Source organism: Rubrivivax soli (assembly GCF_049810355.1).
GTDB lineage: Bacteria > Pseudomonadota > Gammaproteobacteria > Burkholderiales > Burkholderiaceae_C > Rubrivivax.
In genome coordinates, this window is sequence record NZ_CP187368.1 from 176,150 (window position 1) to 198,320 (window position 22,171).

At 73.7% G+C, this 22,171-nt stretch carries 20 protein-coding genes and 1 pseudogene; 5 read left to right on the forward strand and 16 right to left on the reverse strand.

The window, feature by feature from the left end:
* Positions 1-49: 49 nt before the first annotated feature.
* The 9 genes and pseudogenes from ACPOLB_RS00795 to lon all read right to left on the reverse strand — a co-directional run bounded on the left by ACPOLB_RS00795 (position 50) and on the right by lon (position 8,482).
* Complete coding sequence (locus ACPOLB_RS00795; RefSeq protein ID WP_425259376.1) at positions 50-949, reverse strand: helix-hairpin-helix domain-containing protein; 900 nt, start codon at positions 947-949, stop codon at positions 50-52.
* Positions 950-963: 14 nt separating this feature from the next.
* A complete protein-coding gene (locus tag ACPOLB_RS00800) occupies positions 964-2,187 on the reverse strand; it encodes a class I SAM-dependent methyltransferase (RefSeq protein ID WP_425259377.1) in 1,224 nt (407 codons plus the stop codon).
* 494 nt (positions 2,188-2,681) lie between these two features.
* The gene (locus ACPOLB_RS00805; protein ID WP_425261990.1) at positions 2,682-3,563 is read right to left on the reverse strand and encodes a Crp/Fnr family transcriptional regulator; all 882 of its coding nucleotides are present in this window, start codon (positions 3,561-3,563) and stop codon (positions 2,682-2,684) included.
* A gap of 168 nt (positions 3,564-3,731) precedes the next feature.
* Positions 3,732-4,170: pseudogene (locus ACPOLB_RS00810) on the reverse strand (alcohol dehydrogenase catalytic domain-containing protein); the annotation flags it as partial.
* Between the two features lie 87 nt (positions 4,171-4,257).
* The gene (locus ACPOLB_RS00815; RefSeq protein ID WP_425259378.1) at positions 4,258-4,683 is read right to left on the reverse strand and encodes an Hsp20/alpha crystallin family protein; all 426 of its coding nucleotides are present in this window, start codon (positions 4,681-4,683) and stop codon (positions 4,258-4,260) included.
* Between the two features lie 75 nt (positions 4,684-4,758).
* On the reverse strand, positions 4,759-5,418 hold the full coding sequence (locus tag ACPOLB_RS00820; RefSeq protein ID WP_425259380.1) for a BON domain-containing protein: 660 nt from the start codon (positions 5,416-5,418) through the stop codon (positions 4,759-4,761).
* 116 nt (positions 5,419-5,534) lie between these two features.
* A complete protein-coding gene (locus ACPOLB_RS00825; RefSeq protein ID WP_425259381.1) occupies positions 5,535-5,885 on the reverse strand; it encodes a hypothetical protein in 351 nt (116 codons plus the stop codon).
* Position 5,886: 1 nt separating this feature from the next.
* Positions 5,887-6,084 (reverse strand): hypothetical protein, encoded by a 198-nt coding sequence (locus ACPOLB_RS00830; RefSeq protein WP_425259382.1) that lies wholly within the window; start codon positions 6,082-6,084, stop codon positions 5,887-5,889.
* Between the two features lie 16 nt (positions 6,085-6,100).
* On the reverse strand, positions 6,101-8,482 hold the full coding sequence (gene lon, locus ACPOLB_RS00835; RefSeq protein ID WP_425259383.1) for an endopeptidase La: 2,382 nt from the start codon (positions 8,480-8,482) through the stop codon (positions 6,101-6,103).
* Positions 8,483-8,645: 163 nt separating this feature from the next.
* Here lon and ACPOLB_RS00840 point away from each other — a divergent pair, with 163 nt between their 5' ends.
* A complete protein-coding gene (locus ACPOLB_RS00840; protein ID WP_425259384.1) occupies positions 8,646-9,317 on the forward strand; it encodes a phosphoribosyltransferase in 672 nt (223 codons plus the stop codon).
* A gap of 405 nt (positions 9,318-9,722) precedes the next feature.
* Here ACPOLB_RS00840 and ACPOLB_RS00845 read toward each other — a convergent pair whose 3' ends face one another.
* The 5 genes from ACPOLB_RS00845 to petA form a co-directional block, all read right to left on the reverse strand.
* Positions 9,723-10,817, reverse strand: a complete 1,095-nt coding sequence (locus ACPOLB_RS00845; protein WP_425259385.1) for an alpha/beta hydrolase family protein — start codon at positions 10,815-10,817, stop codon at positions 9,723-9,725.
* 120 nt (positions 10,818-10,937) lie between these two features.
* Positions 10,938-12,275 (reverse strand): sensor histidine kinase, encoded by a 1,338-nt coding sequence (locus ACPOLB_RS00850; RefSeq protein WP_425259386.1) that lies wholly within the window; start codon positions 12,273-12,275, stop codon positions 10,938-10,940.
* Positions 12,272-12,991, reverse strand: coding sequence for a response regulator transcription factor (locus ACPOLB_RS00855; RefSeq protein ID WP_425259388.1), 720 nt, complete (start codon positions 12,989-12,991; stop codon positions 12,272-12,274). Before ACPOLB_RS00855 ends, ACPOLB_RS00850 begins: the two co-directional genes overlap by 4 nt.
* A 127-nt stretch (positions 12,992-13,118) precedes the next feature.
* Positions 13,119-13,745, reverse strand: coding sequence for a class I SAM-dependent methyltransferase (locus ACPOLB_RS00860; RefSeq protein ID WP_425259390.1), 627 nt, complete (start codon positions 13,743-13,745; stop codon positions 13,119-13,121).
* Between the two features lie 347 nt (positions 13,746-14,092).
* A complete protein-coding gene (gene petA, locus ACPOLB_RS00865) occupies positions 14,093-14,737 on the reverse strand; it encodes a ubiquinol-cytochrome c reductase iron-sulfur subunit (RefSeq protein WP_425259392.1) in 645 nt (214 codons plus the stop codon).
* Between the two features lie 294 nt (positions 14,738-15,031).
* Here petA and ACPOLB_RS00870 point away from each other — a divergent pair, with 294 nt between their 5' ends.
* Positions 15,032-16,432 carry a sigma-54 interaction domain-containing protein gene (locus ACPOLB_RS00870; protein ID WP_425259394.1) on the forward strand — a complete coding sequence of 467 codons (1,401 nt, stop codon included), beginning with the start codon at positions 15,032-15,034 and terminating at the stop codon, positions 16,430-16,432.
* Between the two features lie 24 nt (positions 16,433-16,456).
* Here the strand turns inward: ACPOLB_RS00870 and ACPOLB_RS00875 are convergent, their stop codons facing one another.
* Together ACPOLB_RS00875 and ACPOLB_RS00880 are read right to left on the reverse strand one after the other, a co-directional pair.
* A complete protein-coding gene (locus tag ACPOLB_RS00875) occupies positions 16,457-16,819 on the reverse strand; it encodes a carboxymuconolactone decarboxylase family protein (RefSeq protein WP_425259396.1) in 363 nt (120 codons plus the stop codon).
* Positions 16,820-16,914: 95 nt separating this feature from the next.
* Complete coding sequence (locus ACPOLB_RS00880) at positions 16,915-18,354, reverse strand: MATE family efflux transporter (protein ID WP_425259397.1); 1,440 nt, start codon at positions 18,352-18,354, stop codon at positions 16,915-16,917.
* Positions 18,355-18,535: 181 nt separating this feature from the next.
* Between ACPOLB_RS00880 and ACPOLB_RS00885 the strand changes: the two genes are divergently transcribed.
* The 3 genes from ACPOLB_RS00885 (at position 18,536) to ACPOLB_RS00895 (ending at position 22,155) form a co-directional block, all read left to right on the forward strand.
* Positions 18,536-19,600, forward strand: a complete 1,065-nt coding sequence (locus ACPOLB_RS00885; RefSeq protein WP_425259399.1) for a LacI family DNA-binding transcriptional regulator — start codon at positions 18,536-18,538, stop codon at positions 19,598-19,600.
* Between the two features lie 246 nt (positions 19,601-19,846).
* Positions 19,847-21,217: a GH1 family beta-glucosidase gene (locus ACPOLB_RS00890; protein WP_425259400.1), complete on the forward strand. Its 1,371-nt coding sequence runs from the start codon at positions 19,847-19,849 to the stop codon at positions 21,215-21,217.
* A gap of 20 nt (positions 21,218-21,237) precedes the next feature.
* Positions 21,238-22,155 (forward strand): glycoside hydrolase family 16 protein, encoded by a 918-nt coding sequence (locus ACPOLB_RS00895; protein ID WP_425259402.1) that lies wholly within the window; start codon positions 21,238-21,240, stop codon positions 22,153-22,155.
* Positions 22,156-22,171: the final 16 nt, after the last annotated feature.

The following is a 22,171-nucleotide window of genomic DNA, read 5'->3' on the forward strand; positions in this document are numbered from 1 at the left end:
GCGCGCGGTGCCGGCACGGTGCGTTGCGTGTGCGCAAGCACCGCCGCGTTCAGGCCGCCGGCCCGCGCAGTTCGGCGCAGGCGGCTTCGCGGCTGCGCACGACGCGCTGCCCCGCGGCCGCGCCCCGCGTGGCCGTGACCACCGTGCATGGGTACTCGTGGTGGTCGCGGTCCTCGGCGTGGATCACCACCCAGTCGCGGGTGCGCCCGAGCGCATGCGCGCGCGCCGTGTTCGCGTACAGCGCCGTGAAGGCCCAGTCGTCGCGCCGGGTGTGCAGCACCGGCAGCCACGCGATGCCCTCGGGGTTGAAGCGCCTCGGCGCGATCAGCGGCAGGTGGCCCGCCTGCGCGCGCCGGCGGTACTCCTCGTCCACCGACAGCAGCGCCTGCACCGGCGGCTCGGGCCCGGGCGCGGCACGGGCGCTGCCCGCGGGCCGCCGTCGCTGGTTGTCGAGCAGCCGGGTCAGCGCAGCGCGCACCGCCGCCGCCCGGCGCGGCCCGATGGCGGGCAGGGTCTCGAGACGGCCCGCATGTGCGGCGACCTCCATGCCTTCGAGCGAGTCGATGCCCAGTTCGTCGTGCAGCTGGTGGGCCAGGGCTGGCCCGATGCCCGGCACGGTGCGCAGCAGGGCCTCGGGCTCGGCGGCGCCGCGCAGCCGGTCGAGCCGGGCCCAGTGCCCGGTGGCGAGCAGTTCCGCGATGGCGGCGGCGATGCGCGGCCCGACGCCGGGCAGAGCGTCCAGGCCCGCGAGGCCGCCGGTGTCGAACACCTGGCCCACCGGCCGGGGCAGCCGGGCCACGGTGTCGGCGGCGCGCCGGTAGGCCGCGACACGGTACGGGTTGTCGCCCTGGGCGTCCAGCAGCGTGGCCATCTCGCGCAGTTCCTGCGCGACCTGCGCGTTGTCGAGCTCCGGCCGCCACCGCTGCGGGCGCGGTGGTGGTGGCGGCATCGGCGACTCCGGGCTCACGGTGCCATGTGCCGGCGCGTGAACGGATAGTCCGAGCGGCCGGGCCAGGCGGTCCGTGGTGCAGGGTGCCCGTCCGGCCGCGCCGCGAGCAGCTGGTACAGCGACAGCCAGCCGCGCTCGAAGCACATCGCCGAGCCGGCCAGGTACAGGCGGTAGGCGCGCACGGTGGCCTCGCTGGTCAGGGCACGTGCGCGCGCCAGATGGGCCTCGAGCGCGTCGGACCAGGCCCACAGCGTGCGCGCGTAGTGCGGACGCAGGTTCTCCGCGTCCAGCAGTTCCAGCCCGCCGCGCGCCAGCGCCCGGCTGGCGTCCGAGACATGCACCAGTTCACCCCCGGGAAAGATGTGCCGTTCGATGAATCGGCCCATGCCTGCGCCGATCTCGACGTTGTCGGTGCCGCCTGCGGCAATGCCGTGGTTCAGCAGCAGGCCGCCCGGCCGCAGCAGGCTGTGGAGCCTGGAGAAGTAGCCCGCCAGCTGCGCACGGCCCACGTGCTCGAACATGCCCACCGAGGCGATGCGGTCGAACCCGGCGTCGTCCGCCAGGGCCCGGTAGTCCAGCAGCCGCATCTCCACCTGCCCGCGCAGGCCCATGTCGTCGACCAGGCGACCGACATGCGCGTGCTGGTTGCGCGACAGCGTGATGCCGACGGCGCGCACGCCGTAGTGCGCGGCTGCCCAGGTCAGCAGCCCGCCCCAGCCTGCGCCGATGTCGAGCAGGCGCTGGCCGCGCGACAGCTGGAGCTTGCGGCAGACCAGGTCGAGCTTGGCCTGCTGCGCCTGGGCCAGCGTCATGCCCGGGTCGGCGAAGTAGGCGCAGGAGTAGACGCGCAGCGGATCGAGCCAGAGCGCGAAGAAGCTGTCGGAGGTGTCGTAGTGGAACTGCACCTGGCTGGCGTCGCGGGCGAGGTGGTGCCGCCAGCGCGAGCGCAGGTGCGACAGCCAGCGCGGCAGCGGCGGTCGGCGACCGGCCTGCAGGGGGTCGCCCACCAGCACGCCGGCCACCGCCATCACGTCCGCCGGCGCGCCCTCGATGTCGAGTTCGCCGCGCACGTAGTCCTCGGCGAGGTCGCCGATGCGGCCTTGCGCGATGCGGGCGAGCTGAGACCGGTGCTTCAGGCGCAGCCGCACCGCGGACGCGGGATCGCCCGCACCGCCTCCAGGCCATTCCAGCGCCAGGCCGCGCGGCAGGCCGTCCAGGCCGGCACCGGGGGAGGGCATCAAGCCGGCCACGCTGCCTCGCCGATGCACCGGCCGCGGGCCGATCGGGACCGCCGCGGCGGCGGCGGCATGCGGCGCCGTGCGTGGCGCCGTGCCTGGCGCCGTGCCCTGCGCGCGCCCCATGCGCATCCGGCTCTGGACAGCGGGGGCATGGCCTCAGAGCCCGGCGGCGCGCAGCCGATCGATCAGCTGCTCGGACAGGGGCACCGACGTCGGCGCCGCAGCCTGGGCCGGCGGGCGTGGCGTGTCGGGCGCAGGCCGCCCGGGGCCGGGCGGCCACGAACGGACCGGCGGCAGCGGCTGGCGCCGGCGCGGTGGCCGGGGCAGCGGGGGATGCAGGGGGGCGGGGCTGGTCGTCGGCACGTTGCTGCTCCTTGCGGTGTCCATGGCGCCTGGACTCAGCCTAGTCACGGCGCCCGCGACCGCATTGCGCAACTTCAACCGCCGGCGTCGCGCGTCCTGCCGAGGTGGCGCACCCCGGGGCGATCGACGGATCAGGCGGCCAGCCTGGCGGCCGAGCCTGTCCACCAGTGGCCGATGCCGGGCAGGCCGTCGCCCGTGGGCATGCTCCGCTGCCGCGCGGTGTCGGACGGCGGAATGCGCGTGTTCCGGGCGCGCTCGCGCAGGGCGGCCAGGTCCAGGACCTCGATCTCGCGGCCGGCCACGCGCAGGCAGCCGCTGTCGGCGAGCAGCGAGAAGGACCGGCTGACGGTCTCGTTGGCCAGGCGCAGCAGGCTGGCGATGTCGCGCCGGCCCATGCGCAGCCTGAACCGCGTGGGCGAGTGTCCAGCCTGCGCCATGCGGGCCGAGCTCCACAGGACGAAGCGCGCGAGCCGGGCATCCGCCGAGCTGGTCGACACCATCTCGGCGGTCTCGGCCGCCAGGGTCAGTTGGCGGCTCAGGCCATGGCGCAGCGCGTCCCCGAACGCCGGGCAACGTCGCTGCAGCTCGTGCAGCTCGCCCAGCGCCAGCGCATAGGCGGTCGCGTCCTCGAGGGCCACCGCGCTGCACCGCCGTGCGCCACCGTGCAGGGCCTCGAAGCCCAGCAACTCGCCCGCCTGCGCAAACGAGAGCACCTGCTCGTCGCCGTCTTCCAGCATGCGCACGCACTTGAAGGTTCCGGAACGCACCACATACACCGCGCGGCCCGGGGTGCCTTCGTGCAGCAGCGTTGCGTCGGGCCGGATGCGCAGCACGCGCACGCACGGCGGCAGCGCCGGCAGATCGCACTCGGACCGAGACAGCCCCAGCAGGCGCAGCAGTTCCGCCAGCGAGCCGGCGTTCGGCAGGACCGACGGCTGCCCGCCCGGCAGGTGCCCCGGCGCGGCGGGGCACGGCGGCGACGGCTCGCTCGGAGCCAGGGAAGGCGTCGGCATGTCCATCGTCATCGGGGGGTGTTGCGCGGGGCCGGTCGGGAGGCCCCAGCATCGGCGCGCAGCGGCGCGCCGGCAATCGGCGTTGGATGCATTGCACGGTCGGCAGGCACCGACAGGGCGTTCGGAATATTCCGAATGCCGCACCGCCGGCCGCAGCCGGCCGCCTACGGCATACAGTAGCGGCGCCGCGTGGGCGTCGTCGTAGCCCGCGGGAAGCGCGAACACGTAGCGGGCATCGGCGATGGCGTACTCGGCATCGCCCCCGTCCAGCTGCCAGCCCGTGAAGCGGGCGCGTGGGCACAGGTTCTCGCGTCCGGCGACACAGTCCTCGCAGGTGCCGCAGGTCCATCCCGGCCAGGGCACGCCCACGCGCTGCCCCGGTGTCAGGCCCCGCACACCCCCGCCCAGCGCGTCGACCGTGCCCACGATCTCGTGGCCCGGCACCACCGGGTGGCCGGGAAACGGCAAAGTGCCGTCGGCGACGTGCAGGTCCGTTCGACACACCCCACAGGTGCGCACACGCAGCCGCACCTGCCCCGTACCGGGGCACCGGCAAGCCTTGCCGCACGTCAGGGCGCAGGGGCCGGCCCGGTCCGTCGAGCACCATGGCCCGCCACGTGCCGGGTTCGCCGACCCCGATGGTGCTGGCGCCTTCCACCCGCGCTGCCCCCGATCCGCCACCCGCGCGGCGGCTTCAGCCGATGGCCAGTCGCTTCTGCGTGGCCTGCGGGCGCTTGGGCAGCGTCAGCTGCAGCACGCCGTCCTTGTACTTGGCGTCGGCCTTCGACTCGTCCACGCTCTCGGCCAGCGAGAAGGTGCGGCTCGTGAATCCGTACTGGCGCTCGCTGCGCAGCACCCGGGAGCCGGACTTCTCTTCCTTGTCCTGCTTGATCTCGGCGCTGATCGTGACCTGGTTGCCGTCGATGCGCACGTCGATGTCGTCCTTCTGCACGCCCGGGATCTCGGCCTTCACGGCGTAGCTGCCGTCGGCTTCGGTCACGTCGATGCGGATCTGCGGCGCCCGATCGGCGAGGTCGGCGCGCCAGGGCCGCAGCAGGTCGCGCAGGCTGGCTTCCATCGGGTCCAGCGAGAAGATGTCGTTGAGGCGGAGATCGTTCATCGTCTTTCCTTTCGAGTCGTCGCGCGCGGCTGCGCGCAGCCTGTTGTCGAGGGCCCTCCCCGGCCGCCTGAGCGGTCAGGTCGGAGCCCCCACGCTGAGGTGGTTCACCACCAGACTGATGCCGGGCGCCGCCCAGGCGGCGCCCACTGCTGCCTCGCGCTCGGCCCAGGAGTCGACGCGGCCGCGCAGCGTGACGGTGCTGCCCGAGACCATCACCTCGATGTGCCTGGCCTCGTGCTGCGCGTGCCGTTCCAGCGCCTCGCGGATGCGGGTGGTGATGTTGTCCGGCGTGACCGCGGGCTTGATCGTCAGGCTGTTGCTGACGCCGACCACGCCCGTGAGGCCGCGCACGGCCTTCTCGGCACTGGTGCGCTGGTACTGCCAGTCGACCTGACCGGTGAGCGTGATCCAGCCCTTCTCGACCTTGACGCGCACCTGGTCGGCGGGGACCAGCACGTTCCAGCGCAGGGCGCCCTCGGCCGCGGCGGCGATTTCCGAGTCGCTGCGCTTGTGGCCAGGCGCGAGCTTGACGTCGAGCTCGACCGCCACGGCCCTGACGCCTTCGACGCGCTGCACCGCGCGTTCGATCGCATCCTTCTCCGCGAAGGTCTCGAGATGCCCGGTGAGCGTCACCACCCCCGCGTCCACGGCCACGCCCACGTGGGTGGCGTGGATGGCGGGGTCCCACTCCAGTTCCCGGGTGACATCGGTCTTCAGTTGGGCGTCGGTCTTCATGACTGTCCACTCCTGGCGTTGAGCAGGGCGTCTGCTGGCGTGGGCGGCTGGTGACCGCGTCCATCGTGGGACGGGCGGCGCGCGGACCGATTGCGTGCGCGCAACGATCGCGCGCATCAAGGGGAGGAGGGCAGCGGATCCTCGTCGTCGCCGGTCCTCTCGCGGGCCGATTCGATGCCTTCGCGCACCGTCTGCACGACGCCCGGGTCGTGCTTGGCCTGGCGTTCCGCGGCGGCCGCATCGACCGCCTCCTCGCTCGGCCGGTCGCGGTCGGCACGCGCCAGCGCGGCGCTACCGACGGGCCCGGCACACGCAGCATCGGGGACGTGCCCGGGGATGGGGCGCGCCGGGCCGCGGCGCAGACGGGGCCGTGCCTGGCGCACCGGCGCCACCGGCGTCCCGGCAGGCGTGGCTCCGGTGCCTGGCGGCACGGCACCGCTGCCGGCGGCTGTGGGGCGGCGCGCCATCTCAGGGGCCGTCTTCGGCCTCGCGCGCGCGCTGCTGCTGCAGCGCCCAGGCCCGTGCCTTGGCCGTGGCGATGCGGATCGCCATCGCCTCGTCCATGCGCTCGCGCAGCAGCGCATTGGCGATCTCGACCGCCTTGCGCCGTACAGGCGGCGGCAGCTTGCGCATCGACACGGGCGGGTGTTCTGCGGTCCAGGGCATGCGCGGCTTCATCTTCTCAGGCGGCCTGCAGCGCGGCCACGGGCGGGCGCACGGCATCGGCCAGTGCCGCCGCCAGCGCGTCGTCGACGGTGTCGAGCCAGATGAACCGCAGCGCCCGTTGCGTGCTCTCGGGCACGTCGTGCAGGTCCTTGCGGTTGCGCGCGGGCAGCAGCACGGCCTGCAGGCCGGCCCGCTGCGCGGCCAGCACCTTGTCCTTGATGCCGCCCACGGGCAGCACCAGTCCGCGCAGGCTGATCTCGCCGGTCATCGCACGGTCGTGACGCACCGGCCGGTCGCTGAACAGCGAGGCCAGCGCCACGAACATGGCGACGCCGGCGCTCGGCCCGTCCTTCGGGATCGCGCCGGCGGGCACGTGCACGTGCACGTCGAGCTTGTCGAAGCCGTCGGCCGCCACGCCCAGCGCGCCGGCGTGCGACTTCAGCAGCGTCAGCGCGGCCTGCGCGCTTTCCTTCATCACGTCGCCCAGCTGTCCGGTGAGGATGAGGCGGCCGCTGCCGGCCACGCGCGTGGCCTCGATGAACAGGATGTCGCCGCCCGCGGGCGTCCAGGCCAGGCCCGTGGCCACGCCGGCCAGGCTGCTGCGCAGCGCCACGTCGTGCTCGACCGTGGGCGGGCCCAGCAGCGCCTGCAGGTCGCCTGCGTCCACGCGCACCGTCGTGGCGCCGGCCTCGGCCACGCGCAGCGCGGCAGCGCGCATCACGCGGCCGATCTCGCGTTCGAGCTGGCGCACGCCGGCTTCGCGGGTGTAGTCGGCCGCAATCGCGTGCAGCGCGGCATCCGTCAACACGCACTGCTCGGCGCCGAGCCCGCAGGCCTGGCGCTGGCGCCCGAGCAGGTAGCGTTGCGCGATCTGCAGCTTTTCCTCCAGCGTGTAGCCGTGCAGCTCGATCACCTCCATGCGGTCGCGCACCGGCGCCGGCAGGGTGTCGACGACGTTCGCGGTGGCGATGAACAGCACGCGGCTCAGGTCGAAGGGCACGCTGGCGTAGTTGTCGCGGAAGGTGGCGTTCTGCTCCGGGTCCAGCACCTCCAGCAGCGCCGCGTAGGGGTCGCCGTGCAGGCCCGCGGACATCTTGTCGATCTCGTCGAGCATCATCACCGCGTCGCGCGCACCGGCCTTGCGCAGGCCCTGCAGGATGTTGCCCGGCATCGCGCCCACGTAGGTGCGGCGGTGGCCGCGCAGCTCGGCCTCGTCGTGCACGCCGCCCAGCGAGACGCGGACGAAGGGCCGGCCGATGGCGCGGGCCACGCTCTGCCCGAGCGAGGTCTTGCCCACGCCCGGCGGGCCCACGAAGCACAGGACGGGCGCGCGCCCCTGCGGGTTGAGCTTCTTCACCGCCAGGTACTCGACGATGCGCTGCTTGGCGCGCGGCAGCCCGAAGTGGTCGGCCTCCAGCGTCTGCCGCGCCGCGGCGAGGTCGATCGACAACGGTGCCGGCTCGGCCCAGGGCAGCTCGGTCATCCAGTCGATCCACGTGCGCAGCGGCGATGCCTCGCCGGCGGCGTCGTGCATGCGCTGCAGGCGCTGCAGTTCCTTGCGCACATGGGCTTCCACCTCGGGCGGCATGCGCGCGGCGCCGACCGCATGGGCCAGGCCCGCGATCTCGGCAGCCTCCTCGCCGTTCTCGCCGAGTTCCTTCTTGATCGCGCGCAGCTGCTCCTGGAGCAGCACGCGCCGCTGGCGGTCGTCGAGCTGCTCCCTGGTGCGCGCGCCGATCTCCTGCGACAGGCGCAGCACCTCCAGGCGGTGGCTGACGATCTCCAGCACCTTGGCCAGCCGCTCCTCGGTCGACAGCATCTCCAGCAGCAGCTGCTTCTCGGCCGGTTCGGCGTCGATCAGGCTCGCCGCCAGGTCGGCCAGCTGCGAGGGCGACCGCGTGCCTTGCAGCACCTGCGCCAGCTCGGCCGGCACGCCCGGCATCAACGACAGGATCTCGACGCCACGTTCGCGCAGCTGCAGCGCCAGGGCCTCCGAGCGCGTCGAGCGGCCGTCGACCTCGTCCAGCGGCTGCACGCGTGCGGCGACGAACGGGTAGCCCTCGACGAGCTCGACGAGGCGCATGCGCTGCAGCCCCTGGCACACGGCGTGCACCTGTCCGTCGTCGGTGCGGCGGTGCTGCACCACCGTCGCCAGCGTGCCGATGCGGCACAGGCCGGCGACCGACGGATCGTCGTCGTGCGGGTCCTTCTGCAGCACCAGGCCCAGCGACAGCTGGCGCGCCGCGGCGTGTTCGAGCGCGGCAACCGACTTCGGCCGCCCCAGCGCCACCGGCGTCAGCACGTGGGGAAACAGCACCAGGTTGCGCATCGGCAGCAGTGCGACGACTCCCTCGGGCAGGGTGTCGGCGGCGGGCGGGGTCGGGGTGTCCTCGGGCATCTGGTGCTCCTCGCAGCACAGGCTAGGCAGGGCCGCTGCGCGGGCGTTGAGCGCGCGCAATCGGCGGCGCGACGCGCGGCCCGACAGTGCTGGTGCCGCGCTCTCGCCACGACCTCCGCCACGGCCCGCGCCGTGCGGCGGTCGGGCAGCCGGCGCCAACGACATGGTCCTGCCCTTTGCCGATCGCACCGACGCCGGGCGCCTGCTCGGCCAGCGCCTGCTGCGCGAACGCCTGCCCGCGCCGCTGGTGGTGGTGGCGCTGCCCCGCGGGGGCGTGCCGGTGGCGCTGGAGGTCGCGCGGGCGCTGCAGGCGCCGCTGGACCTGGTGATCGTGCGCAAGATCGGCGCACCCTGGCAGCGCGAGCTGGCGGTGGCGGCCGTCGCGGACGGCGAGGCGCCGGTCGTCGAGGTCGACGAAGGGACCGCCGCCGCGACCGGCGCCGACCGCGACTACCTCGACCGCGAGGCCGACCTGGCCTGGCGCGAGATCGGGCGGCGCCGGGCAGCCTACCTGCGCGGGCGTCCGGCGATGGACCTCGCCGGCAAGACCGCGGTCCTGGTCGACGACGGCATCGCCACCGGCAGCACGGCGCGCGCGGCGCTGCATGCGCTGCGCCGCCGGCACGCCGCCCACCTGGTGCTGGCGGTGCCCGTGGCCGCGCACGAGAGCCTGATGGAACTGCGCCTGCTGTGCGACCGCATCGTCTGCCTGGCCGAGCCGCAGCCGCTGCGTGCCGTGGGCCAGCACTACATCGACTTCCACCAGGTCGGCGACGCCGAGGTGATCGCGGCGCTGGACGCTGCCCCGCGCGCCGGCGCGCAGGCCGCGGCCTGACGCGCGCGGCCCGCCGCGCGCCGCCGGACTCGGCGCAACCGCTAGTGGCGGCGCTGGCGCTGCCTTGGGCTCCTCCGTCCACCGTCCAGGGAGCGATCCCAGCTGACGATGCGCGTGCTGGCCACCGCGGCCGTGGTGCCGGCCCAGACGCCGCCCGCTGCCGGGCCCGGAGGCCCGGGCCGCATGGGCTGCCGATGGGGCCGCGACTTCACGCCGGGCTGGGCGATGATGCGTCCGGCCGAGCGGCGGGAGCACCAGGCACGCATGCGGGCCATGGCCGGCGACGAGGCTTGCAGGCGCTGCATCGCGCAGCATCGCGCGCAGATGTCGCGCGGGAACGCGGCGCGCACGGTGGCGTGCAACGCGGCCCCCCGTCGGCTGCCGCGCGTGCTCGGGGACCGTTGGTCATGGTGCGACAGAGGCCTCGGCGCCGGGGCGGTCCGCGGGCCGCCCCGGCGCGCGCGTGGACAGGGAGGCGGCAGGCCCGCGGTCGGCGTGCGGTGCGGTGGCAGCCTGCGGCTGCCGTGCGAGCCACGGCTGCAGGGCCTGCACGTAGGCGGCCGGCAGCACGTGGCCGCCAGGAAAGGTCAGGTGCCGCTTCGCCGGTCCGGGCAGCGCGGTGAACAGGGCCCGGTTGTCCTGCTGCGACGCGTGTTCGTCGTCCTCGGCGGTCAGCAGCCAGATGTCGACGCCCGCGAGCCGGTGCGCCACGATGGAGGGCGCCACCGCCGCGACCGTGCGACCCAGATGGGGCGGCACCATCGCGGCCACGCTGCGCACGCGGCCGTCGGCCGCGGCGAGCAGCAGCGCCATCTGCGCGCCCATGCTGTAGCCGGCGGCGCGGATGCGGGTGTGGTCCGCCCAGGGCTGCTGCACGACCCAGTCCAGCAGCGTGCGGTAGTCCTTCACCGTGTCGACGATGAGGCGCTCGTAGGGTTCGCGCTCGCCCCACAGGTGCAGGTCGCGCAACAGCTGCCTGGCGATCAGCGGCCGCGCCGGGTCCTTGCGGTCGCCATGAAGCCGCGCGTCGAGTGCCAGCACCACGTGGCCTGCCTGCAAGGCCTGCTCGGCCACCAGGTGCGTGCCCTCGATCGTGGGGCGCCCCTGGATGTCGGGCTGCCACCAGCGCCGATGGGTGCGGCCCATCGCGTGCAGTGCCACCAGCACAGGGCGCTGCGTGGCGGCGGCGGCAGGTTGCGCCGGGTCCGCCGGGTGCACGAGGCGCCCGAGCACGGTGGCCCCGTCGAAACCGGCGTAGCGGATCGACTGGGCCCACGCGGGCGTGGCGCCGATGGTCACCGGCTCGGGCGCGCCGAGCTGCACCTGCGGTGCGGGCGCGGAGGCGCTGGCGTGGGCGTACAGCGCCTCCCACTGCGCGGGCGTGATGTCGTAGGGCTTCAGGGCGAAGACCGCCCACCACAGGGCACCGACGGCGCCGGCGGCACCGAACAGGGCCAACATGATCTTCTTCCATCTCCTGGGGTTGTCGAACAGCTTCATCGCGACCTTCCTGGCAGTGCCGGGTGCATGGCCTTGGCGCCACGGTCGCACGGTAGCCAGGGCGGCGTGAAGCGTTCGCGAAGTGGGCGGCGGGCCTGGGCAACGCCCGGCGGCGGGGTCTCAGGCGGGCGGGCAGGGTGCCTCGGTGGCGGTGGCCGCGCGCACGATGGCGCAGGTCTGCCCGTCGTGATGCCGCAGCTCGACGACCAGCCCGTGCCTGGCGGCCAGGCGCCGGGCGATCGCCAGGCCCAGACCCAGGCCGGTGCTGGCGGCAGCGCGGGCACTGCCCTCACCGCCGGTGCTGCGTGCCGGCGGGTGCGCCGGGGCCGCCGCCACCGACGCGGCCGGCGGCAGGCCCGGGTTGCACACCCGGACCTCGTCGGCGTCGGCTTCGATCCGGACCCGCGGGGCCTGGGCGTGGGCGATGGCGTTGCCCAGCAGATTGCCGATCAGGAGATGGGTCAGGGACGGTGACCAGGGCCGCGTGATCGCCGCCGGCACGGCCAGCGTCAGCGCCACCTGCTCGCGGTCGAGCAGCGGCGCATAGGCGAGCACCAGCCGTTCCAGCACGGGCAGCAACGCCTGTTCCTGCCCGGGGCCGGCTGCCGGGGGCGCTTCGCGCGCCAGTGCCAGCATCGCCTCCACCGTGCGACCCAGCTGCCAGACGGCGGCCTGGATCGAGCGCACCACGGGCTGCGCTTCGGCAGGAGCCAGCTGCTGCAGGCGGTCGGCAGCCACGCCGAGCACGGCCAGCGGCGTGCGCAGCTCGTGGCTCACATCGGCGGTGAAGGCCTGCTCGCGCGCGATGAACGCGCGCGTGCGTGCGTGCAGCAGGTCCAGACGACGCGCCAGCTGGCCGACCTCGTCGTGGTCGAGACCGTGCGACAGGTCCTGCGGCAGGGCATCGGGGGCGATGCCGGCCACGCGCGCGGCGAGCGCCGTCACGGGGGAGCTGATCCGGCGCGCCAGCCAGGCCCCGACCAGCACCGCCAGCAGGGTCAGGCCGGCTGCCGCCGCCAGCAGCCAGGCGAGCAGTTCCTCGCGCATGCGGCGCACGACCAGCTGTCCGCTGACCTCGGCCACCAGCAGCGTGCCGTCGGGACCGATGCGCCGCAGGTGGTAGTGGCGGCCGTCCGTGCCCTCGAACTCGTCGCGTCCGGGGTGGCGCAGCACCTGGCCGGCGATGTCCGCGGGCAGGCCCAGGCCCTGCGGGTGCAGCCGCACCATCGGCAGCACGGGTGCCGTGAAGCTGCCGTGCGCCGCCTGGTGCGCCTGCTGGCGGTCGACCTCCGCCTGCAGCACGGTGCCGAAGAATTCGTCCTCGACCGCGTAGACGAACACGATGGCCAGGGCGCTCAGCACCGCCACCACCAGCAGCGTGCAGCCGACGAAGGCCTGCATCAGCCGGCGCCGCAAGCGCGGCCGGTAGGTGGAGCCGGGGGCTGCGTCGGGCGTCAAGGCGGGAAGTCCAGGCGCAGCCCGACGCCGTGCACCGTCTTGACGATCGACTGCGCCGGGCCCAGCGCCTGGCGCAGCGTGTACAGGTGGCTGCGCAACGCGTCGGACTCCGGCGGCGCGTCGGCCCACAGCTGCTGCAGCAGTTCGCTCCGGGTGACGGTGCGCGGCCATGCCTCGGCCAGCGCGACCAGCAGGCGCAGCGCATGGCCGGACAGCGCGAGCGCGTGCCCGCCGCAGTGCACCGCACCGCTGCGGCGGTCGATGCACAGCGGGCCGCGCTCGAGCACGTGGCCGCGGCCCAGTTCGGCGCGGCGCGCCAGCGCCTGGCAGCGCCACAGCAGCTCCTCGCTGGCGAAGGGCTTGAGCAGGTAGTCGTCGGCACCGGCGGCGAAGCCCTGGCCCTTGTCGGCCAGCGTGTCGCGCGCCGTCAGCATGAGCACCGGTACATGGCGATCGGCCCGCTGCCGCAGCTGCTGGCAGACGTCCAGCCCGTCCAGGCCGGGCAGGCCGAGGTCGAGCAGCAGCACGTCGGGGGGCTCCTCCAGCGCCATCTGGAGGGCCAGGCGGCCGTCGCTGGCCTCTTCGGTCCGCCAGCCGGCGGCCGACAGCAGCGCCACGATCTGCGCCCGCAGGCCGGCGTGGTCTTCGACCACGAGGATGCGCAGGTTCGGGGCGGTGCCTGCCGTGGCGGCGCTCAGCGTGCGGGAGGGAAGCATCACAAGCCGTGCAGTATCGGCGTGCCGCCGTGAAGCCGATGTGAAGCGCCGAGCCGGGTCCGGGGCGCCAGCCCGGTGGATCTCGGGCCGCCCGCCACTGCGGCACCGGGCGTGCCGGCGGACAGGCTCATCGGCGTGCCACCAGGCCGATCAGTGCCGACTGGCCGTTGTGACCCTGGCCCTCGTGGATCTCTGCCTCGTACGCACGCAGCGTGACGACCGACAGCTCCGGGAAGGCCGCCTGCAGCATCTCCTGCGTGTACAGGTGCGACAGCAGCGGCGGTCCGCCGGTGCCGTGGTCCAGCTGCTTCGGCGTGTAGCCCTGCAGCACGAGCACACCGCCCGGCTTGAGGCTGCGGACGATGCGCTCGAACAGCCGTGCACGGGTGGGCGGATCGGCGAACTGCACGAAGATGGCGACCACGCCGTCGTAGGCGGCCTCGGGCCAGGCGAAGCCATCGACATCGGCGACAGCGAAGTTCACCGACACGCCCTGGCGCCGGGCGAAGTCGCGCGCCTTCTCGACCGCACGGTCGGCGACGTCGAAGGCATCGACGCTGAAGCCTTGCCGCGCCAGCCAGACGCTGTTGCGCCCTTCACCGTCGGCGACGCTGAGGATGCGCCCGCCGCTCGGCAGGCTGCCGGCATGCGCGCGCAGCCAGGCGTTGGGTTCGGTGCCGAAGAGGAAGTCCTCGCCGGCGTAGCGGCGGTTCCAGGTCTCGGCCGCATCGGTGAAGGCAGGTGGCGGGTTCATGGGCGAGGCGCGCAAGCGCGATGGTGTTCCTGGCGGCATGGTGTCGCCCCCGCGCCGGCGAACGGCGCGCTGCGGTCGGTCGGGCAGGGCAGGTGGGGCCGGCAGCGGCCGGCGCCTGCGTCGTTCGGGCATGGGCTCGTGGCGGCCTCCGGGTGCGTGCCGGAGAATCGCACGAGCGGGTGCGAACGGGGTTCCAGCGATACCCGCAGTTCGTGGCCGCCCGCGACGACAAGGCAGCGCGCCGGTGCGCGTCCGGCAGCGGCGCCGACCGAGTTGCCAGAGAACCCGGCACGCCGGGTCTCGCACGCCAGCGGGCCGCGCGATGCATCCAGTGCGGCGGCTGCCCTTCAGGCCGCGGCGTCGTCGCCGATGACCAGCCGCGTGGCGCCCGCATAGCGGTGCGGCGGGATCTCCAGGTTGCTCGGCGCAGGCTTGTTCTTGAACACCCGCCCCGCGCCGTCGAAGGTGGACCCGTGGCAGGGGCAGAAGAAGCCGCCGGGCCAGTCGGCCGGCAGGCCGGGATTGCCGCCGCCCCGGGGCGCGTCGCTCGGCGAGCAGCCCAGGTGCGTGCAGATGCCGATGGCAACGAAGACCTCCGGGTGGATGGCACGCGCCGGATTCGTGGCGTAGGCGGGTTGCTGCGCCGCCGCGGAACCCGGATCGACGAGGTCGGCGTCGTGGCCGTGCAGCGCGGCCAGCATCTCGGGCGTGCGGCGCACCACCCACACCGGCTTGCCCCGCCATTCCACGGTCTTGCTGCCGCCGGGCGGAATGTCCGACAGGTCGACCTCCACGGCGCCGCCCGCGGCCCTGGCGCGTTCGCTGGGCGCGAAGGTGGACACGAACGGCACCGCCGTGGCCAGCGCGGCGGCACCGCCGACGACGCCGGTGGCGATCAGCCACAGGCGCTTGTCCGGGTCGTTCGGCGTCGCGTGCACGGCCGAGCAGGTGCCCGGGCAGACGATGGGAAGTGCGGCAGGTGTGGCAGTCATGGGGTGTTCCTTGGCAGGGCAGGATGGGCGGCTCGTGCTGCGGTGTGCTCACCATGGCTCTTCAAGACCCGTGCCACGCGGCAGGCCGGGCCGGGAGTCGTTGCGAATCAAGCGCTTGCGCCGCAGTTCCTGTCGGCGCCGACGCGCGCGCGCGACGCGGCGCCTGCCAGATTGGCAGCGGACTGCCGGCATCGGCAGCCGGTGGCAGCACCGCCGAGTTCAGATGGTTCCTATATTCAAACTGGCTTATGCTTTGGCGGCCCGGCCGACGGCTGCGGACAAGGACGCCTTCCCATGGATCTCGATGCCTCTGTGGACCCCCGGTGCCACCCGACCGCCGTGCTGCCCGAACTGGTGTCGTACCTCGAGGGCCTGCCGGAGCCGCACATCCTGTGCGACAGCCGGTACCGCATCGTCGCGGCCAACGCCGCCTACCGGCGGCAGTTCAGCCCGCAGGCGTCGGTGGTCGGGCGCACCTGCTACGCGGTGTCGCACCACTTCAGCGTGCCCTGCGACCAGGCAGGCGAGCGCTGCCCGCTGGCCCGCTCGCGCGCATCGGGCCGGCGCGAGCGCGTGCTGCATCTGCACCACACGCCGCAAGGCGAGTCGTACGTCGACATCGAACTGGTGCCGCTGCGCGACGCCCAGGGTGCGCCGGCCTGGTTCGTCGAGAAGATGGAGCCGCTGCGCGTGGCGCAGGGCCAGCCTGCGGCGCAGGGCCTGGTCGGACGCGCGCCGGCGTTCCAGCGCATGCTGGAACTGGTGGCGCGCGTCGGGCCGTCGCAGGCAGGCGTGCTGCTGCTGGGCGAGTCGGGCACGGGCAAGGAACTGGTTGCGCAGGCCGTGCACGCGGCCAGCCCGCGTGCAGGCCGTCCGCTGGTGGTGGTCGACTGCGCCAGCCTGCCGCAGAGCCTGTTCGAGAGCGAGCTGTTCGGCCACGACCGCGGCGCCTTCACCGGCGCCAGCACCAGCAGGGCCGGCCTGGTGGAGGCCGCCGGCGGCGGCACGCTGTTCCTCGACGAGGTCGGCGACATCCCGCTGCCGATGCAGGTGAAGCTGCTCCGGCTGCTGGAGAGCGGCACCTACCGCCGCGTGGGCAGCACCGAGCTGCGGCGCGCCGACGTGCGCGTGGTGGCCGCCACCCACCGGGACCTGCGGGCGATGGTGGCGGACGGGCGCTTCCGCGAGGACCTCTACTACCGGCTGAGCACGTTCCCGATCACGCTGCCGCCACTGCGCGAGCGCGTCGAGGACATCCCCTTGCTGGCGGTGGCGCTGCTGGCGCGCGTGGCCCCGCGGCGCCGGTTGGCACTGTCGGCCGGCGCACTGGCCGTGCTGCAGCGCCATCCCTTCCCGGGCAATGTGCGCGAGTTGCGCAACGTGCTGGAGCGCGCGGCGCTGCTGGCCGACGGGAACACGCTCGACCCGGTGCACCTGGAGCGCGCGCTGGGCACCGACACACCAGCGTCGGGCGCGCTTGTCGTGGCAGCCCTGCCCGACACGGGAGCCGCGGTGGTGGATGTCCGGCCGGTGCAGGCCAGCGACGCGTCGCTGCGCAGCGTGGAGCGTGCCGCCTTGCAGGCGCAGCTCCGGGTCCACCGCGGCAGCCGTGCCGAACTGGCGCGCAAGCTCGGCATCAGCGAGCGGTCGCTGTACCGGAAGCTGCGCGACATCGCGCGGGAGCCGCCCGCCTGACGCCGGCGGACGCGGCGTCGCCGGTCAGTCCCTGGCCGTGCCGGCGACCTCGTCGAAGGCCCGGATCGCACCGGCGGCGTACATCAGTGACGGCCCGCCGCCCATGTAGACGGCCACGCCGAGCGTCTCGTCGACTTCCTGCCGCGTGGCGCCCAGCTTGGCCAGCGCCTGGGTGTGGAAGCCGATGCACGGGTCGCAGCGCACCGCAACGCTCAGCGCCAGGGCGATCAGCTCCTTGGTCTTCTTGTCGAGCGCTCCGTCGGCCGTGGCCGCGCGGCCGAGCTCGCCGAAGGCCCGCATCACGTCGGGCGTGCTGGTCCTGAGGCTGTGCAGCTCGGTCGAGACGGCTTGCGTCAGGGCGCGGTAGGTGTCGGTGGCCAGGGGCATCGGTGGTCTTTCGGACAGGGGCGGGGAGGGCGTCGTCCGCATTGGGCGCGCGCGCTGCCGATCGCTCCTTGCCCTGCGTCAAGCCGCACCCGTGCTCACACGCGCACGGTCTTCCACCGGCCGCGCGTGAACAGCCACAGCGTGAACAGGCCGACCGAGGTCTCGGAGACGAACACCGCCCAGAAGACGCCGGTGGCCTGCAGGCCCAGGTGCAGCGCCAGCAGCCATGCCAGCGGGATCTGCAGCAGCCAGAAGAACACGAGGTTGATCTTGGTCGGCGTCACGGTGTCGCCGGCGCCGTTGAAGGCCTGCACCGCGACCATCCACCACCCGTAGACGAAGTACGAGTACGACAGGATGCGCAGCCACTCGGCGCCGATGTCGACCACGGCGGGCTCGGCGGTGAACAGGCCCATCAGTTCGCGCGGGAACAGGAAGAACAGCACCGACACGCCGACGGTGAGCACCATGTTGTACCAGCCGATGCGCCACACCGACGCCTCGGCGCGCCCGGGCTCGCCGGCCCCCAGGTTCTGCCCCACCAGCGTGGCCGCCGCGTTGGACATGCCCCAGGCCGGCATCAGCGTGAACATCATGATGCGGATGGCGATCGTGGCGCCGGCCACGGCCTCGCTGCCGATGGCGGCGATGATGCGCATCAGGAAGATCCACGCCGTCATCGCCACGATCATCTGCCCGATGCCGCCCAGCGAGGTGCGCACGATGTGCCAGAACGTGGCTGCGTCCAGCCCCAGCTGCGCAGTGGCGACCCGCAGGTGGCGGCTGCCGCGCAGCAGGATCCACAGCTGCATCGCCACACCCACGCCGCGGCCGATGACGGTGGCGATCGCCGCCCCCTCGACGCCCAGCGCCGGGATCGGCCCGAAGCCGAAGATCAGCATCGGGTCGAGCACCAGGTTCAGGCCGTTGGCCACCCACAGCACGCGCATCGCGACCGCGGCGTCGCCGGCGCCGCGGAAGATGGCGTTGCAGACGAAGAGCAGCATGATCAGCACGTTGGTGCCCAGCATCCACTGCAGGTAGCGCACGCCGTGGGTCAGCGTCCAGTTGTCGGCGCCCATCAGCTGCAGCAGCTCGCGCGCGTAGACGATGCCGACCACCGCGAACGGCACCGAGGCGAGCACCGCGATCCACACGGCCTGCACGGCGCTGACGGCGGCGGCCTGGTGGTCGCCTTCGCCGGTGCGCCGTGCCACCACGGCCGTGACGGCCATCGCCAGGCCGATGCCGATGGCATACAGCAGGAACAGGAAGGTCTCGGTCAGCCCGACCGTCGCCACCGCGGAGGCCCCGAGCTTGGCGACGAACCAGATGTCGACCACCGCGAACGTCGACTCCAGCACCAGCTCCAGCACCATCGGCACGGCCAGCAGGAACACGGCGCGCCGCAGCGGGATCTTCGTGTAGTCGGCGCTGGTGCCGCGGATGGCGTCGCCCAGCTCGCGCCACAGCGCGCGGGCCGGCGCGGCCTGCGCGGCGCCGGCCGTCGGGGTGCTGGGCTCGGTCGGGTGCATCGGGACTCCGTGTGTCGATGGCGACAGGGGTGGGGCAGGGCGCCCGCGCGCTGCGATGATGCCGCACGGCGCGCCGGCTGCGCGGCTGGCGGCATCCGGCGCTGCACGTAGACTTTGCTGCTGCGCCAGCAGAAGTACACAGCGCGGGCAACGGCATCGAGATCGGAACCGGGAGAGAGGGATGGGCGACAGCGGAGGCGGCGCGCGCAAGGGGCGGCGGACGGCACGGGCCGCAGGCACGGTGACGCTGCAGATGGTGGCCGAGGCCGCCGGCGTGTCGGCGGCCTCGGTGTCGCGCATCCTCAACGGCACGGCCACGGTCAGCGACGACAAGCGCGCGGCGGTCGACGAAGCCATCGCGCGGCTGGGCTTCGTGCCCAACCCCGTGGCGCGCGGCCTGGCCGGCGGGCGCACGCTGAGCGTGGGCGTGGTCACGCAGGCCATCGACAGCCCGTTCTACGGCGGCGCGCTGCGTGGCATCGAGGACACGCTGGGCGCGGCCGGCTACAGCCCGCTGTTCGTCAGCGGCCGCTGGAGCGCCGCGCACGAGGCGCGCTGCATCGACGCGCTGCGCTCGCGCCGGGTCGACGGCATCATCGTGCTGACCGGGCGCCTGAGCGACAGCGCGCTGGCCGCGGTGGCGCGCGAGGTGCCGGTGGTCGTGACCGGCCGCACCATGAAGGCGCCGCACCTCGCCGCGCTCGACTTCGACAACTGCGCCGGCGCGCGCCTGGCGACCGAGCACCTGCTGGGCCTGGGCCACAGGCGCATCGCCTACCTGTCGGGCGACCTGAAGCACCCCGACGGCAAGGAGCGGCTGCGCGGCTACCGCGAGGCCCTGGCCGGTGCGGGCATCGCCTTCGATCCGGCGCTGGTGATGCCCGGCGACTTCACCGAGGCCAGCGGCCTGGCCGCGGTGGAGCGGCTGACCGCCAGCGGAGAGCCCTTCAGCGCGATCTTCGCCGCCAACGACCAGATGGCCTTCGGCGCCGGCCTGGCGCTGCACCGCCGCGGGCTGCGGGTGCCGCAGGACGTGTCGCTGGTGGGCTTCGACGACCTGGCCTCGGCCGTGTACTCGATCCCGCCGCTGACCACCGTGCACCACCCGGTGTACGAACAGGGGCAGCTCGCGGCGCAGGCCATGCTGCTGCTGCTGGCCGGCGAGACCCCGACGCTGGCACTGCCGCCGCCGCGTCTGATCGCGCGCGAGAGCTGCAGCGCGCCGCGCACGAGCGGCCGGCGCTGAACCGGCCGCCCGGGCGCCCTCGCGATTACCCTCGATTGACAGCCGGGGATGCTTTCGCGACACTGTGAAAGCGCTTTCATGCCGGTCCGACATGTCGGCTTCCGGCGCCCACCCGCCAGCCGCCATGCCTACGCCGACCGCTCCCGCTCCATCGGAACGCCCGGATCCTGCAGACCGCCGGAGCGGCCTGGGCGACCGCACCGCAGGCGCAGTGCAGTGAACCCTCTTTGCCCCGACCCCGACGCCATGAACTCTCCGCTGCCCCTGCATCCGCGCCACCGCTTCCCGCCCGACTTCGTGTGGGGCGTGGCCACGAGCGCGTTCCAGATCGAGGGCGCTGCCACCGCCGACGGCAAGGGCGAATCCATCTGGGACCGCTTCTGCCGCCAGCCGGGCGCCATCGCCGACGGCTCCAACGGCGACATCGCCTGCGACCACTACCACCGGCTCGAGGCCGACCTCGACCTCATCGCCGGCCTGGGCGTCGACGCCTACCGCTTCTCGATGAGCTGGCCGCGGGTGCAGCCCGACGGCCGCGGCGCCGTCAACGAAGCGGGGCTGGCGTTCTACGAGCGCCTGGTCGACGGCCTGCTGGCACGCGGCATCAAGCCCTACCTCACGCTGAACCACTGGGACCTGCCGCAAGCCCTGCAGGACGCCGGCGGCTGGGCCGCGCGCGACACCGTGCAGCGCTTCGTCGACTACGCGCGCCTCGTGGCGGCGCGGCTGGGCAGCCGCGTGGCGAGCATCACCACGCACAACGAGCCCTGGGTCATCGCGGTGCTCGGCCACGAGACCGGCCTGTTCGCACCCGGGCAGCGCCACCGCGGCACCGCGATGCAGGTCGCGCACCACCTGCTGCTGAGCCACGGCCTGGCGCTGCAGGCGCTGCGCGCCGACGGCTGCCCGGCGCGGCTGGGCATCGTGCTGAACCTGTCGCCCATCGGCCCGGCCACCGACAGCCCCGAGGACGTGGCCGCGGCGCGGCTGGAAGACGGCCGCAGCGTGCGCTGGTACGTGGACCCGCTGTTCAAGGGCGCCTACCCCGACGACGTGTGGCAACACCTGGGCGGCGACGCGCCCCACGTCGAGCCCGGCGACCTGGACGCCATCGCCACGCCGATGGACTTCCTGGGCATCAACTACTACACGCGCGGCGTCGTCAGCGCCAGCGGCGCCTGGAGCGCGCAGACCAGCGGCAAGCCGCTGACCGACATGGGCTGGGAGATCGTGCCCGAAGGCCTGACCGAGCTGCTCGTGCGCATGCACCGCGACTGGACGCTGCCGCCGCTGTACGTGAAGGAGAACGGCGCCGCGTTCCGCGACACGCTGGAGCACACGCCGGGCGGCGCGCGCGTGCACGACGGGGAGCGCATCGACTACATCGCCAGCCACATCGCCGCGGTCGGCGACGCGATGGCGCAGGGTGTGCCGATGGCCGGCTACATGGTGTGGAGCCTGATGGACAACTTCGAGTGGGCCAGCGGCTACGCCAAGCGCTTCGGCATCGTGCACGTGGACTACGCGACGCAGGTGCGCACGCCCAAGGACAGCTACCTCTGGTACCGCGACTTCCTGCTGGCGCAGGCCCGCGCGCGCGCGCTGGTGGCGGCCTGAAGCCCGACGGACCCGCACCCATGAACGACCTGCAACGCCCCGGCTGGACCCTGGTCTGGCACGACGAGTTCGACGGCGACGGCCTGGACCGCACGAAGTGGGACTTCGACCTCGGCAACGGCTTCTTCGACTACCGCGTGCACCAGTGGGTGCCGGGCTGGGGCAACGAGGAACTGCAGTACTACACCGGCGACCCCGAGAACGTGCAGGTGCGCGACAGCTGCGTCTTCCTGCGCGCCGTGAAGGCGCCGCTGCACGGCTGCGGCTACACCTCGGCGCGGCTGAAGACCAAGGCGCGCGACGGGCGCGTGCTGTTTGCCAAGCAATACGGCCGCGTCGAGTTCCGCGCCCGCGTGCCCTGGGGCAAGGGCCTGTGGCCGGCGCTGTGGATGCTGCCGGTGGACGACAAGTACGGCGGCTGGGCCGCCAGCGGCGAGATCGACCTGATGGAGATCGTCGGCGAGAAGCCGGAAGAGGTGCTGAGCAGCATCCACTTCGGATCGAGCTTCCCGCGCCGCACGCTGGTCACCAAGACCCATCCGCTGCCTGCGGGCAGCCTGGTGTCGGACTGGCATGTGTACGCAGTGGAGTGGGAGCCGGGCGAGATCCGCTTCTTCGTCGACGAGGCGCTGACCTGCACCCACCGCCACTGGTGGAGCTGCAGCCGGCTCGAGAACGGCCTGGGCGTCGAGGCGGCGGGCGAGGCCGACCTCAACCCCTGGCCGGCGCCCTTCGACCAGCCGTTCTACCTGCTGATGAACGTGGCGGTGGGGGGCAACTTTCCCGGCGTGCCGAATGCGGCCACGGTGTTCCCGGCGGAACTGGTGGTGGACCACGTGCGCGTGTACGACAAGGCGGGCGGCTACGGCCCGGCCACCCCGCGCGGGCCAGGCACGATGCCCTGGGAGCCGGGCCACGAGCAGGAACGCCGCAGCTGACGACCGCGACCGGCAG

Excerpts from the sequence above, each read along its gene's own strand:
- ACPOLB_RS00795 (WP_425259376.1), bottom strand. The coding sequence starts at position 949 with ATGCCGCCACCACCACCGCGCCCGCAGCGGTGGCGGCCGGAGCTCGAC.
- ACPOLB_RS00840 (WP_425259384.1), top strand. The coding sequence starts at position 8,646 with ATGGTCCTGCCCTTTGCCGATCGCACCGACGCCGGGCGCCTGCTCGGC.
- ACPOLB_RS00845 (WP_425259385.1), bottom strand. The coding sequence starts at position 10,817 with ATGAAGCTGTTCGACAACCCCAGGAGATGGAAGAAGATCATGTTGGCC.
- petA (WP_425259392.1), bottom strand. The coding sequence starts at position 14,737 with ATGACTGCCACACCTGCCGCACTTCCCATCGTCTGCCCGGGCACCTGC.
- ACPOLB_RS00830 (WP_425259382.1), bottom strand. The coding sequence starts at position 6,084 with ATGCCCTGGACCGCAGAACACCCGCCCGTGTCGATGCGCAAGCTGCCG.
- ACPOLB_RS00805 (WP_425261990.1), bottom strand. The coding sequence starts at position 3,563 with ATGCCGACGCCTTCCCTGGCTCCGAGCGAGCCGTCGCCGCCGTGCCCC.
- ACPOLB_RS00895 (WP_425259402.1), top strand. The coding sequence starts at position 21,238 with ATGAACGACCTGCAACGCCCCGGCTGGACCCTGGTCTGGCACGACGAG.
- ACPOLB_RS00800 (WP_425259377.1), bottom strand. The coding sequence starts at position 2,187 with ATGCCCTCCCCCGGTGCCGGCCTGGACGGCCTGCCGCGCGGCCTGGCG.
- ACPOLB_RS00870 (WP_425259394.1), top strand. The coding sequence starts at position 15,032 with ATGGATCTCGATGCCTCTGTGGACCCCCGGTGCCACCCGACCGCCGTG.
- ACPOLB_RS00820 (WP_425259380.1), bottom strand. The coding sequence starts at position 5,418 with ATGAAGACCGACGCCCAACTGAAGACCGATGTCACCCGGGAACTGGAG.
- ACPOLB_RS00880 (WP_425259397.1), bottom strand. The coding sequence starts at position 18,354 with ATGCACCCGACCGAGCCCAGCACCCCGACGGCCGGCGCCGCGCAGGCC.
- ACPOLB_RS00815 (WP_425259378.1), bottom strand. The coding sequence starts at position 4,683 with ATGAACGATCTCCGCCTCAACGACATCTTCTCGCTGGACCCGATGGAA.
- ACPOLB_RS00875 (WP_425259396.1), bottom strand. The coding sequence starts at position 16,819 with ATGCCCCTGGCCACCGACACCTACCGCGCCCTGACGCAAGCCGTCTCG.
- ACPOLB_RS00885 (WP_425259399.1), top strand. The coding sequence starts at position 18,536 with ATGGGCGACAGCGGAGGCGGCGCGCGCAAGGGGCGGCGGACGGCACGG.
- ACPOLB_RS00860 (WP_425259390.1), bottom strand. The coding sequence starts at position 13,745 with ATGAACCCGCCACCTGCCTTCACCGATGCGGCCGAGACCTGGAACCGC.
- ACPOLB_RS00855 (WP_425259388.1), bottom strand. The coding sequence starts at position 12,991 with ATGCTTCCCTCCCGCACGCTGAGCGCCGCCACGGCAGGCACCGCCCCG.
- ACPOLB_RS00825 (WP_425259381.1), bottom strand. The coding sequence starts at position 5,885 with ATGGCGCGCCGCCCCACAGCCGCCGGCAGCGGTGCCGTGCCGCCAGGC.
- ACPOLB_RS00890 (WP_425259400.1), top strand. The coding sequence starts at position 19,847 with ATGAACTCTCCGCTGCCCCTGCATCCGCGCCACCGCTTCCCGCCCGAC.
- lon (WP_425259383.1), bottom strand. The coding sequence starts at position 8,482 with ATGCCCGAGGACACCCCGACCCCGCCCGCCGCCGACACCCTGCCCGAG.